General features: G+C 45.5%; 12 protein-coding genes. 8 read left to right on the forward strand and 4 right to left on the reverse strand.

Features of this window, described 5'->3' with window-relative positions; genetic code table 11:
• Positions 1 to 40 precede the first annotated feature (40 nt).
• The 7 genes from deoD to L9Q40_RS03750 all read left to right on the forward strand — a co-directional run bounded on the left by deoD (position 41) and on the right by L9Q40_RS03750 (position 8,171).
• Complete coding sequence (gene deoD / locus L9Q40_RS03720; RefSeq protein WP_014234920.1) at positions 41 to 751, forward strand: purine-nucleoside phosphorylase; 711 nt, start codon at positions 41 to 43, stop codon at positions 749 to 751.
• A 61-nt stretch (positions 752 to 812) separates the two neighbouring features.
• Complete coding sequence (locus L9Q40_RS03725; RefSeq protein ID WP_498792097.1) at positions 813 to 2,282, forward strand: transposase; 1,470 nt, start codon at positions 813 to 815, stop codon at positions 2,280 to 2,282.
• A 147-nt stretch (positions 2,283 to 2,429) separates the two neighbouring features.
• Positions 2,430 to 3,914, forward strand: coding sequence for a hypothetical protein (locus L9Q40_RS03730; protein WP_498792099.1), 1,485 nt, complete (start codon positions 2,430 to 2,432; stop codon positions 3,912 to 3,914).
• Entirely contained in the window at positions 3,898 to 5,481 is a 1,584-nt protein-coding gene (locus L9Q40_RS03735; RefSeq protein ID WP_498792101.1) for a GGDEF domain-containing protein, read from the forward strand. The genes L9Q40_RS03730 and L9Q40_RS03735 overlap by 17 nt, the downstream gene beginning before the upstream one ends.
• A 404-nt stretch (positions 5,482 to 5,885) precedes the next feature.
• Complete coding sequence (locus L9Q40_RS03740) at positions 5,886 to 6,263, forward strand: DUF3302 domain-containing protein (protein ID WP_498792103.1); 378 nt, start codon at positions 5,886 to 5,888, stop codon at positions 6,261 to 6,263.
• Positions 6,263 to 7,396 (forward strand): HlyD family secretion protein, encoded by a 1,134-nt coding sequence (locus tag L9Q40_RS03745; protein ID WP_014234925.1) that lies wholly within the window; start codon positions 6,263 to 6,265, stop codon positions 7,394 to 7,396. Before L9Q40_RS03740 ends, L9Q40_RS03745 begins: the two co-directional genes overlap by 1 nt.
• A gap of 226 nt (positions 7,397 to 7,622) precedes the next feature.
• A complete protein-coding gene (locus L9Q40_RS03750) occupies positions 7,623 to 8,171 on the forward strand; it encodes an ECF-type riboflavin transporter substrate-binding protein (RefSeq protein WP_014234926.1) in 549 nt (182 codons plus the stop codon).
• Positions 8,172 to 8,277: 106 nt separating this feature from the next.
• Here L9Q40_RS03750 and L9Q40_RS03755 read toward each other — a convergent pair whose 3' ends face one another.
• From L9Q40_RS03755 to napG, 3 genes are all read right to left on the reverse strand, one after another.
• Positions 8,278 to 9,459 carry an MFS transporter gene (locus tag L9Q40_RS03755; protein ID WP_239946720.1) on the reverse strand — a complete coding sequence of 394 codons (1,182 nt, stop codon included), beginning with the start codon at positions 9,457 to 9,459 and terminating at the stop codon, positions 8,278 to 8,280.
• 357 nt (positions 9,460 to 9,816) lie between these two features.
• Positions 9,817 to 10,671: a quinol dehydrogenase ferredoxin subunit NapH gene (napH, locus tag L9Q40_RS03760; RefSeq protein ID WP_065298112.1), complete on the reverse strand. Its 855-nt coding sequence runs from the start codon at positions 10,669 to 10,671 to the stop codon at positions 9,817 to 9,819.
• Positions 10,671 to 11,441: a ferredoxin-type protein NapG gene (napG, locus tag L9Q40_RS03765; RefSeq protein ID WP_014234929.1), complete on the reverse strand. Its 771-nt coding sequence runs from the start codon at positions 11,439 to 11,441 to the stop codon at positions 10,671 to 10,673. Before napG ends, napH begins: the two co-directional genes overlap by 1 nt.
• 388 nt (positions 11,442 to 11,829) lie before the next feature.
• Between napG and L9Q40_RS03770 the strand changes: the two genes are divergently transcribed.
• Positions 11,830 to 12,330, forward strand: a complete 501-nt coding sequence (locus L9Q40_RS03770) for a GNAT family N-acetyltransferase (protein WP_498792107.1) — start codon at positions 11,830 to 11,832, stop codon at positions 12,328 to 12,330.
• A gap of 26 nt (positions 12,331 to 12,356) precedes the next feature.
• Here L9Q40_RS03770 and L9Q40_RS03775 read toward each other — a convergent pair whose 3' ends face one another.
• Positions 12,357 to 13,334, reverse strand: a complete 978-nt coding sequence (locus tag L9Q40_RS03775; RefSeq protein ID WP_498792109.1) for a phosphotransferase — start codon at positions 13,332 to 13,334, stop codon at positions 12,357 to 12,359.
• Between the last annotated feature and the right edge of the window lie 6 nt (positions 13,335 to 13,340).

The raw sequence follows: 13,340 nt of genomic DNA on the forward strand, positions 1-13,340 counted from the left end.
CTAGGGTCTGTTTTATCAAACAAAACTTTGGAGAGCACTTATGGCAACCCCACACATCAACGCACAACCAGGTGATTTCGCTGAAACAGTTCTAATGCCTGGCGATCCTTTGCGAGCTAAATACATTGCAGAAACGTTCCTGGAAGATGTGAAGCAAGTTTGTGACGTTCGAAACATGTTCGGCTTCACTGGCACTTACAAAGGCAAAAAAGTATCAGTTATGGGCCACGGTATGGGTATCCCATCATGCTGCATCTACGTACACGAGTTGATCGCTGAGTACGGCGTGAAAAACGTTATCCGTGTTGGTAGCTGTGGTGCTGTTCGTGACGATGTAAACCTGATGGACGTTGTTATCGGTATGGGTGCTTCTACAGACTCAAAAGTTAACCGTATCCGTTTTAACAACCACGACTTCGCGGCAATTGCTGACTACGGTCTGCTAGAAGAAGCGGTAAAACAAGCTCGCCAGCAAGAAGTACCAGTTAAAGTGGGTAACGTGTTCTCTGCTGACCTGTTCTACACACCAGAAGCAGACATCTTCGAAAAGATGGAAAAACTGGGTATCCTAGGTGTAGATATGGAAGCGGCTGGTATTTACGGCGTAGCTGCTGATTTAGGTGCTAAAGCACTGACTATCCTAACGGTTTCTGACCACATTATCCGTGGCGAAAAGCTAAGCTCAGAAGAGCGTCAAAAGTCATTCAACGACATGATGAAAGTTGCACTAGAAACCGCAATCAACATCTAAGTCATTTGTTATTTGCAGCCAGTGCCTGACTGGCTGCCCGAATTACCCAGAGGGGGCGATCGTGTCTAACGGCGAACTGCCAAAAGATGCAGATGGGTTACAACTCAACTTTTGTAAAACATTGGCGTGTGACAACTTTGGATTGAGTGATGCAAAACGTTACGTTCTGCAACATGCTAACCCTAAGCGTCCGGCGATGGTATGCCGTGAATGTGGAGCTTTCCCCCCCTTACTTAACAATCGCGATGTCGTGAACGAACTTCATCGTCTGCGGCACGTTCATAGTGACGGCCTACCTGCTTGTCGCAATAATGACTGCGATAACTTCGGGCTCTCTGTCCATACTCATAAACACCTCTACCACGCGTTCGGTTACAGTGGCGATCGCCAGCGTTACCGTTGTAAAGCGTGCCAAAGTACCTTCGTCGATAAGTGGTCCGGTGCGAACAAAAAGCTACAGTTCCAAGAGAACCTGATGGCGCTGCTATTCACAGGTTACTCTGTCCGCGAGATCTGCCGCAAACTCAGTATCAACCCGAAAACGTTTTATGATCATGTAGATCATATTGCGAGTCGCTGTCGCCGTAAATTAGCGACGATTGATGCACGCTGGGTAAACCATGCAAATCGCTACGAATTAGCGTCGAATTACATTGCTTTACAGCCGAAGAGTAACAACGGCGTATACTGGATCGTCTCCGGTGAAGCGCATTCCGGTTATATTCTCTGCCAACACGTTAACTACGCTTCTGATGAAGAGCCAACGGGTAGCGTTGATCATAACCCGTACGATCAGGTATCTCGTTTTGTCTCACAAGAGTACACAGCAGAAGCCAGCGAGCCACCAGCCGCGCCTTCAAGCAAACTTCGTGAACGCATCGACCAAAAATACCAGACCATTTTGGCTCGCGGTAATGTCGAAGATCCGCTTGGGAATCTGGCCGTGTTTCATTACCCATCAAAAGGCGCGATTATTCGACCACCTTATACTTCGTACGCCCATTATTTACATGTCCTCGATATGTGCAGCCCAAGCAAACGCGTGTCTATCTACATGCCTCAGGATCCCCTGCTTCGCTCTGCGGCATTGAGCGTATGTCTGTCTCGGATTAAAGAAAAAAATATCGATTTAATGTACGTCGACGAAGATCCAGCATGGGACATGCGAGTACCATTCGGTAAAATTGATATTGCTTACATGAGTTGGTGGCGAGACCGTTGGGCTATCTCAAACCAAGGAGATAACAGCAAAGGAATTTGTTACCTCGCAGGTGATCATAATGAGCCTGAAAAATGGTTCAATGTGGCAACAACTCGCCAAATACAATTCTATCAAAATCGATTCCAGCTACTTTTTGAAAGCTTCATCAACGAGCCGCGTCGCAAATTAAGACCTGGAGGTCTATTACCTCTTTTAGACATCTTCAGAGCTTGGCATAATTTGTGCTATCAAGATAAAGAAGGTCTCACTGCGGCTCAAAGGCTCGAAGTTACTGACGCTCCTTTGACGATTAAACAGCTCCTATCCTAAAAGTCTGAATCATTAGGAGCCATGACGATATCGATGAGATCTCCTGATGATTTATGAAGTAGTACTTGATCTGCTCTCGTAAAGAAATGCGCACCTAAACATTATATTTAGGTGTCAATTCCAGTTCGATAGTCATGGATGTAAACGTTGGATAGAAGCGAAACCCAGCTAAAATACGAGCTTGCTCTGCTTAAAGAGCAAATTAAATCTCAACCTGACTCCACTCTGCGCAAAGCTGAGCAGTTGCGTGTTACCGCAGAACAAGGGCTATTTATCGAAGGCGAGATCCAAGCCTTAGTTATCATGGCACACTGTAGCTGGTGCTCCATGGACTATCGTCAAGGTCTTAAGCTCATCAAAATTGCCTACGAAAAGCAGAGCCAGCTAGAGACCGACGACCACCTTCCCGAGATTCTTCATACCTTTGCGCTTCAGTACTGGGGACAAGCCAAGTATTTTTCAGCTCAACAATACTGGATTAACGCACTCGAACAGTCTGCCCTTGTCGATAATATCGAAATCCAAATTGAGTCACTCATCGGTCTCGGTAACGTTTGGCGTATCACCAATGAACATAAACTTGCCGCATCAACCCATGAATTAGCCGTAAAAGTGGCAAACAACGTCCGTATTGCCTGGTTGGAAGGCAAAGCCCGTATCTTACTAGCATGGGATTACTACCTGATAAACGAGTACGTCAAAATGTTGACTGTTCTTGACGGCGCAATCGACGCGCTCAAAGATCATGACGATTCGACCTGGAAAGCGGAAATATGGGACTTCAAAGGTCTGGCTTTACTCGGACTAGAGCGATTAGACGCCGCTGAAGTTGCAACGAAAAAAGCGCATCAGATTGCCATGGAGCATGATCTTACCTGGATGAAAGCGCATTCGTTTATCAGCAGGGCTCGCCTAGAACTACTTCGCAACAACACTGAAAGAGCGACAAGCTTGTTAATGGCAGCAGAAGAGTCTGCCCGACACTTTGATAACGGTGAATTACTGAGTCAGATCTGCTATCAGCAGTCACGCGTCGCCGAAGAACGAGGACAATTTGAAGCCGCGCTCCGGGCTTTCCAAAAGTACCGTAAATACTCGCTTAAAATGCTAAAAGAGCAAAGGCATCAACTCAGTCAGGATAAAGCGCACAGCTCCAAGCGTAAACTTGAACAGCGTGCTCGTAAGCTGATCAACCATATTCGTTCTCAGCATGAGTATGACCCTGAGAAGCACCTCTCCAACGTTGTTTCCGAAACCTACTGGTGGGAGCAACTTGTTCTGTTCAAAAGTGAGCTTAAACAATCGAATCACGCAATTATCATGATCCGTCATGCCGACCCTGCTTTTTTGGATGCCTGTACCGAACTCGTCCACTCTCTAACCACACCAAGCGATTTAGTTTCTCGACTTTCTACTGATCGGTTGGCTATGTTGATAGCAGATAAAGGCCAGGCTGCAGAAGCGCTGTATAAGACGGTTCAGTCCATGATTAAAATTTATCCATGGGAACGGCAAGGTCTGAAAGGACCAACGCCCACACTGTATCTACAAGATATTCTGACTTTCCCGTTCACATTAGAGCAATTGGAAGAAAGCCACATAGAGGTAATGAAAAATGGAACAATTGCTTAATAAAGTGACTCAGGCTGGCATTGACCCATCATCGGTGACTGGTGAAGATGCGATAGCACTGTGGAAACATATTCGAGAGCACATCGCCGAAACCCGTCTCGAAAAAGCACATTGTTATATTATCAGTGCAGAGTATCGCCAAGAGATAAGACAGCTAAGCGACAGTATTGCCGAACTCAGACAAGCCTTGGAACATCTCACCCTACCTGCGAATGCCGAGGATATTTTGTCGGTAAAGTCGAGTTTATGTGAACATCTGGTTGATGTCGGTGATTATGATTCAGCGATGATCGAGTATATTAAATCAACATATATCGCGGTTGATTACGGCTTTATAGACGAGTATGTATTAGCGATAGTCGGTATGGGTAACTTGTGTGATGCCTATGGGGATCACGAACGTGCATTGCGTTTTTACAAAAAAATCGAGGCAATAGACCATGCGATCAGCAGCCGTTCCTTGCGTTTACGCTATAAGCTATACATGCTCGCATGTTACATCTGTCTAAAACACACAGATGATGCTTTGGAGCTACTCACTGAATGTGAAGAGCTCAGTATTCTGGTCAGTGATAAAAACCTCGCAGGCCAAATTCACCTTTATCGAGCCAAACTGCATCAATTGAACCATGACTATTCAAACGCTTTACTTGCACTTTCTAGTGTCCAGTATACTTCGGGCAGCTCCACAACGTTTTGGTTGTCTGCGATGGTCAAAATGGAGACGGCATACTGTCTGAATGGGAGTGGCAATACCGCTTTAGCCAACTTAATTATGGATTCCGTTGCTAAGCGAATTAAGAAACACTCTTCCGCGATGCTTGCCCGCACATATTATAATGTGATGAGTAAAATTAGTGCTTCTCAAGGTAAGTTTGAGCTCGCACTTGATTGCGAAAAACGTGCATTTAATATTGAGTCTGAACTGGTAAAACGTATCCCAATCAGCGATCTGGGCGCTGCTCAGTTACATCGTCTGGATCGCTTTGAATTACAGCTCAAACTTATCTTGTCAGAGATCGAAAACAAAGAACTCAAAGAGACTACAAAACAACACAAGAATACCGTTGCTCAATTGCAGCAGGACGTTTTTACCGACCCATTAACGTCTTTACACAATCGTCGCTGGTTAGAAGTGAAGCTGAAAGATTTACTACTTCGCGATACAGCTTTTGCGCTCCTAGTCATTGATATCGACCACTTCAAGTCGATCAATGATGAACTGAGCCATTTGGTCGGTGACAAAGCCATCCAGAGCGTTTCAAAGCATTTGGCTAACTACTTTAATTTTCCAGGCGCTTCATGCATCCGCTTTGGTGGTGAAGAGTTTCTCGTCATCCTTGAAGACGATAAGTTAGAGTATGCAGAGAACCACGCAGACAACTACCGAGAGCAAATTTACCACTATAGCTGGAGTGACATTCTAGGTGAGCGTGGCCTAACGGTTTCTATCGGTGTCACTGTCCACCGAGAAGGTGAAAATACACAGCGTACCTTTTATCGCGCCGATAAAGCGCTATACCGCGCGAAAGCCAATGGCCGCAACCAAGTTTGTACCGAGTTATAAATGATCCCCAGCTTTTAAGCGACATAACGGTCAACGTTTAAGTAATTGCCGACATAGCAGCAGTAATTTTCTCTGCTGCTTCTCCTAAGTACCGCAATGCGTTTCCATTCCTTCCCATATAGGTCTATTACTTAACTATTCAGGGTACAAGTTGTTTTAAACAACTGGCGTATCAAAAGGCTGTAATTCTTCCAGACAATTGATGATTGCAATCCCTATGCAAAGGGACAAAAACTTTAAACCACTTTGTCTCTCAATGTGCACTATTTGAGACAGAACAAAGCATCTTGGAAGTAGCGGAGCATAACCGTCAAAAATACTTGATTCATTTATATTTGTATCAAATACTTAAGCAACTCATTTACGTAACTTTTTTCATATAGCAACAAGCACGGGTAAATAAGATGTTTCTAGACTATTTTGCACTTGGGATACTCATTTTCGTTGCTTTGGTTATTTTCTACGGAATCATCGTCATTCACGATATTCCCTACGAAATTGCTAAAGAACGTGAACACCCACATCAAGATGCGATTCATTACGCTGGCTGGGTAAGTTTGTTCACACTTCACGCTTTGTGGCCTTTCCTGTGGATTTGGGCGACATTATGGCGCAAAGAGCGAGGCTGGGGCTTTAAACAACTGGAACAAGAAACACACGATATTCATCATCGTCTTGAAGAGCTCATTGACGAAGTAAACGAGCTAAAAAATGAAATATCTGTATTAAAGAAACAAACTCAGCAAAATCCTACCGCTGACCTAAGTAAAGAGGAAAAATAATGGATTTATTGTTGATCCTGACTTACACAGCCTTTTGTATCGCGATTTTCAAAATTTTCAAGATCCCACTTAACAAATGGTCGGTACCAACCGCTGTCCTTGGTGGCGTTGTACTGATAGGCACGCTCGTGCTTCTTATGAACTACAACCATCCCTTTACTCAGATAGGTAATCAGATCTACCCGACCACACCTATCGTTTCTGGTGTTCGTGGTCGTGTAATCGAAGTGCCGGTACAACCAAACGAACCATTAAAGACGGGCGATATACTATTTAGAATCGATCCGACACCTTTTGAGGCCGAAGTTGCGCGTCTTGAAGCAAAAGTAAAAGAAGCGAGCCAAGGGGCTTTAGGTTTAGAATCTGGGGTGCAAGAGGCACAGGCAGGCATTATCAAGGCGCAAGCAGAACGAGATAAAGCGAAGCGAGAGTTCGACCGCTACCAACGAGGGTTTGATCGCGGCGCATTTACTGAACAAGACCTAGATACTCGTCGTCAGGCTTACAAAGCGGCAGAAGCCACGCTAGAAGTCGCATTGCAACAAAGAGAACAAGCCCAAATTGCGCTAGATTCAGAAGTAGGCGGAGAGAATACCCAAGTTGCTCAATTGCTTGCCGAATTACGCAAAGCTGAGTTCAATTTAGATCAAACGGTGGTTCGTGCTCCGACCGACGGCTACGTGACCCAACTTGCTTTACGTCCTGGCGTGATGGCGGTACCTCTACCACTGGCTCCGGCAATGACCTTTGTTCATACAGAAGCCAACCAGTTCTACACAGCGGCCTTCAGACAAAACTCACTACAACGACTAGAGCCCGGCTTTGAAGCTGAATTCATGTTCCGTGCGATCCCAGGCCGAGTATTCCGTGGTGAAGTGGTTGAAGTTATCCCAGCAATCGGTGAAAGCCAATTCCAGGCACGTGGGTCTCTGTTGGGCACAGACGCACTTCGTACGAGTGGACGAGTGTTTGTCAAACTCAAAATTACCGATGACTTGAGTGAGTTCCATCTTCCGATGGGTACAGCTGTTGAAGTCGCGGTTTATTCAGACAGCTTCCACCATGTTTCTATCATGCGTAAAGTACTTATCCGCATGAAGAGCTGGCAAAACTATCTGTACTTAGACCATTAATACATGGACTTTGCTACATACTCACAAAGGGGCGGATATCCGCTCCTTTTTTATTTCTGCACCCTTCGTATACGTGAGTTTTATCACACACTGTTTTCAAACCGACCTCGTCCAAAGCCCAATCAATTGGGTTACTGCTAAGCTGTAATAAACAGCAAAATTATCGATAATTCAAAGTAATGTAAGTGAACGATATTCAACGCTGACTATTAAGCAGAGGCTATCTATGAATCTTTTCGGCAAAACTCTCATCGTTATCGCTAGCGGCGCTTTACTCTACGGTATCGGCGGCCTTCCTATGTTTGGCGTCCCTGTCTTTGCTAACACAACCCTAAAACCAGCCATGGCGATATTAGCCGTGTACTCGGTGTTATTCGGACCTATTGTCGGTTTTTTGGTGGGCATTATCGGCCACTGGATCACGGATCAGTTCGCGGGTTGGGGCTTATGGTTAACTTGGGTGGCGGGTTCTGGCGTTGTCGGTCTGATTATGGGACTCTTCCCCTACCTAACTCGTCACCGCTTAGACGACGGAGGCTTCGACAGGCAAGACGTTATACTTTTCGTGGTACTCGCACTGATTGGTAATATTCTGGGCTATGGCTGCTCAGCCTATCTTGACACCATCTTTTATGCTGAACCTTTTAATAAAGTCCTAACGCAGATGCTCATCATCGCCACTGGCAACACGGTACTTATTTCTATTATTGGCTACTTCATTATCCGAACTATAGCTAAACGCAATAAGGGCAGCGACAAGCTAACAGAGACTTAATCACACTAGCACTAAGCTTTATATCGTTCTATTCGGACACAAAAATGGGATGCCAGTGCATCCCATTGTTAAATCAGATCATCGTGAGCAGATGACGTAATAAATCTTAACTCCATCTCAGCACACGAGTTTCATTGCCTTCTTCTGGCTTGGCAGGAATGTTGAGCGAAAACAACAAACTCACTGCCGCCATACCAGCACCAATGTAGAAAACACTTGAAGGTGAAACCAGCCAGATAACACCAAACGTAACTGGAATGACAACCGCAGCAATATGGTTGATGGTGAATGCTACGCCCGCCGTCGATGCCATATCTGCCGGATCAGCTATCTTTTGGAAGTACGTTTTAATCGCTAGTGCCAAAGCGAAGAACAGATGATCAACCACGTATAGCGCTGCTGCCCATTCCGCAGTTTGAACTAATCCGTAGCCAACAAACACAAAGATCAAACCGACGTATTCAAACATCAACGCCTTACGCTCTCCGACAACACCAATAAATCGGCCAATTCGTTTAGCAAACAGGAAATTAAATAAGTAGTTAATCAAAAACAGTAAGGTGATATCCGCCGCTGAATAACCGAACTTCTCGACCATTAAGAATCCTGCAAAAACGGTGAAGATCTGGCGACGAGCCCCACTCATAAACGTCAGCGCGTAGTAGAGCCAATAGCGTTTACGCAATACCAACTTCTTGTTCTGCGGTACTGTGGATTTAAACTGAGGGAAAGCAAATGCCATTACCAAGATAAGCACAAAGCCTATCCCGCCCATCACCATATAAACCGTTTGAAAATCCAGTTTAAGTTGCTCTAGCATCACCCACAACGCGCCATAGGTAATCAGAGAGGCAAGAGCACCTACCGAAATGAACTTACCTAGCATTTCTGGTGCTTCGTCTTTAGACAGCCACTGTAACGAGAGAGACTGTTTCAACGTTTCGAAATAATGGAATCCGGTGGACATTAACAAGGTCGTAAAAAGTAAACCGTACAGAGTGGGAAAATAACCTGTTATTGCCGTGCCTAATGTCAGCATGGCCAGAGAGACCAGCATGAAGCGTTGCTCGCGAATAAACAGCAGCACAAATACGGCGGTAAACGACAAAAAGCCCGGCACTTCACGTACACTTTGTAACAAACCGATGTCTGAGCCATCAAAGTTTGCTTTTTCAATAACGAAATTGTTGAGCAGCGCCATCCAAGTTGAAAAGGCGATTGGCACGATTATGGAGATGAGCAATAAGAAGTTTTGCGGTGTTCTCCAGCCTTGAGAAGAGGTATTCATGATGCATCCTTTAGATATGAAGGCATCATCATAGCCCTAAATGTAACAAATTCGCAATATCATTATTATACCCAAATAACCTCGAGATACTTGGTTCAGCGAGAATGACTTGGCGCTCAGACGCGGCAACGATTTGAAGATCTAGTGGTTCTAAATCAAAAATCGTTAACAAAGGCTGTGAGTCAAGACAACTCGCCCTTCGGGAGCGTGTCACTGACACAATTTCTGCGTCAAATAACTTGGAAAGAGCTTGCTATTCCGCTGCATTATTTTCCTTGAACTAGTATCAGTGACAACGCTCTGAATCCCGCATCTTGAAGTCATTTGGGTATATCTACTGCAAAAGTAAAATAACGCTTAATCGATATTCTTTACGCTCAGGCGATTTTTAAATTCAAAGACGTGTTCCGGACACACATCCAAACAACGTCCGCAGCTGATGCAGTTTTGATCCATCACCCGGCGATCCCCTTCTTTTAACGGTAACCTCAAAACCTCTGGTTCTGGGCAGACGTAAAAACAATCCATGCATTTGGTACAAGCTTCACGTCGTACAGCAGTAACTCTGAGAATACTCTTTCTGCCGATGACACCGTAGGTTGCTCCTAAAGGACACAGGTGACCACACCACCCATGTTCTACCAGCAGTAGATCCAGAACAAAAACGAGCCCAACTAAAACCCAACCCGCTCCCATGCCAAACACAAGCCCTCGGTGCAACGCGGCCACTGGGTCTATCCATGTCCAGAGAATCGTGCCTGATAATGCACTGCCTAACATCAAAACTGGAATTAACCAGTAGCGCAATGATGGAGACCAGCGATAACTCGCTTTAATATTCAGTTTTCGCCGCAGCCAAGCAGCAAAGTCTGTCACCACATTCAAAGGACAAACCCATGCGCAAAATGCTCGTGGCGCAAGAATCGCATAAAACACAATAACGATGGCTACCCCTAACAAGACATTAAACTCCGGTACATGCCCAGTAGCCAATGCCTGCAATACGATCAGCGGATCGCTCATGGGAACCGTATCAAGCAACATGCTAGAGGAAAGATTACCCGAAAAAACACCTAGCGTTGGCCCAGCCATAAACAGCGCGATAATGGTAAGTTGGCAAAGCCTGCGTAAGATTAGGAATCGGTGTGCTCGCCACCAGCCAAGCTTTTCTATCGCCTCTTTACCCGCATCTTGAGCTAAGTTTTTAGCCATTACTTACCTCCTTTTAGAGACTCAAGTGCACCTGTCGGTACAGGGTTCTCTTCTGGAAGCACGTTCTCTAAAGGTTTATCTATTTCCTGCCAACCGAAGTTGTAATGGCTGCCCACTTTGCCTTTCGCTAAGTCCGTAGGCACAACCTTAATTGCAGACACATCCAGTACACATGCCTGCTCACATTTACCACAACCTGTACAGACCTCAGAATTAACGGTTGGGATTAGCTTGGCGTGGTAGCCTGTGCGGTCATTGTGAATTTTTTCTAGAGTAATCGCCTCGTCAATAAGAGGACAGACTCGATAGCAAACATCACAACGTAAGCCTTGCCAGTTAAGGCACGTTTCGTGATCGATGAGAACGGCGGTTCCCATGCGGGCATCATCAATGTTGGTTAATTCAGGATCGAGAGCCCCACTCGGACACGCGACCACACACGGAATGTCATCACACATTTCGCAGGGTATGTCGCGTGCAGTGAAATACGGTGAGCCAGTAGCGACTGGAGACAGTAACGTAGCAAGCTTTAACGTATCGTATGGGCATGCTTGTACGCACAACCCACAGCGTATGCAGGCAGATTCAAAGTCGCCCTCTGGCAGAGCACCCGGTGGCCGGATTGGGACCCCTTTGGTTTCGCGAGCTTGACTTTGCAAAGACTGTAGCCCCAATACACAGGCTGCAGCACCAACGCCCATTGCTGTTCGAGCAGTATCACGCAAAAATCGGCGACGACTTTGGGACATTTTTGACGGGAAAGATTTCATCACGTTTCCTCAAAGAAGCTCCTTTATCAAGTTAAGCATAAATAGCCCGAAACGTACGTCTTCCCCATACCTCATAAGAGGTAACTCCAACCTCTCTTGATTCAAATCAACTCTAGGCGGCTACCCACTTCACAGTTTGAAAACCCTCTTTCTCCGCTAAAAGCAAATTCGCCACAATTGCCTATAAGCGCGTAAAGTTTCAGTATAAAAATCCAACACCTTTTCAATCTTGTCTGTATTCCCAGCCCTAAAACACTATATAAACTCAAAGCACCACTAACATAATCCACTAATTTTAAACGTATAAATTCACTAAAGTCTAAAAAGTACTATTCAAAAGCCAAAACAGTGGTTAGATTAAGGAAAAACAAGCACATAGGAGAGAAGCATGGAAATAATCGTACGTCCAACCATGGTTGAAGACGCAGCAGCGCTCGTTGAAATCTATTCCCAGCCTAAAGCGCAACGTGAAACCCTGCAGCTCCCTAACCCGTCTATCGCCATGTGGGTGGAAAGGTTGACTAACATGCCCGCTGGCGTTTACAGCTATGTCGCTGAAGTGGATGGAAAAGTGGTCGGCAATATCGGCTTTCATCACTCACAACGTCCAAGAACGTCACATACGGCTTCTTTTGGGATTGGTGTTCACGACCGTTTTCACGGCCTTGGTGTCGGCAGTAAGTTGATTGAGACAGTGACAGTGTTAGCCGATAACTGGTTAAATGTAAGACGCATTCAAATAGAGGTGAACGCCGACAACGACGCAGCCATCGGCCTTTACAAAAAGCATGGCTTCGAGATCGAAGGCGAAGCAATTGATGGTTCCTTCCGCGATGGTGAGTTCATCAATACCTATTACATGGCACGTATAAGACCGAGTAAGAATTAGAATTCAGCCTCCACATGGAGGCTTTTTCATTCAGATTGGCCTTTCAGATAAGCAATCGCTCTCGCGGTCAGCGCTTCAGTGTAGGGATTAATTTTCCAATGCTTTGGGCTCCAGCCTTTTACAAAACGCTGAAAGTCAGCCCAGGCGACAGGAAACAACGGACGCCACTCTTGCTCGACCGCTTGTGCATCAAGCTGTGGCTGGTAGATTTGAAGAGCATACCTTAGTTCTGCGAAGTAGATATCAAGAACCCAAATTTCCATTTCTGAACACGCATCTGGCTCGACCGCACTGCTCATAAACAGCGCCACGTCCTTCATCGCACAGCCATGGCCAACATATTGAAAATCGACTGCGGCAACTAATGACTCTGTGTCATCAAAACAAAAGTTGGCTAATTTAGCATCGCCATGAACAATAGTTTGATATTTTGCGCAGGTAAGTGTGCTATCAATTAACGAAGTAGCTTGTTTTAACTCTTTATCTTCTAACGCGTCCAGTTCATCTGGCCTCGTTGCCAAATGCCAATACGTTCCAATATCCCATAGCTGATCGTGGCAAACCCCGATATAGCGGGCATGAAAATGCGCCAACCAAGAAAGACAAGCCCGTAAATGTTTTTTGGACGCTTGAGCCATCACTTTGGTGAACCCCGCCTCGGCGAGATCTTCCATAACGATCAACCATTCATTGTCCGTTTGAAAGCATTTTAACCCTTTCGGTATCCGACAATGTTCGTCGACAGATTGGCTAAAGTGTTCATACCAACTGACCTCAACCTGATAAGAGTGCAGTTTACGTTGATGGGAGCGATCGGTATTCCAGCCTCTTGGGTGCTCTGATGGTTTGGGAAGCGTCACATGTTTTACAATGATTGAACGCTTGGAGAACTTCACTCGCACCAGTTCACCGTAACCTCCCCAAAGTGACTGAATCACTTCGACTGAAGCAAGATTACCCAGACCTAGCTCATTGCCAATGTTCACATAGAGAGGGTTGATCATTTGTCC

The sequence above is a fragment of the Allocatenococcus thiocycli genome, assembly GCF_921292965.1.
Taxonomy (GTDB): domain Bacteria; phylum Pseudomonadota; class Gammaproteobacteria; order Enterobacterales; family Vibrionaceae; genus Vibrio; species Vibrio natriegens.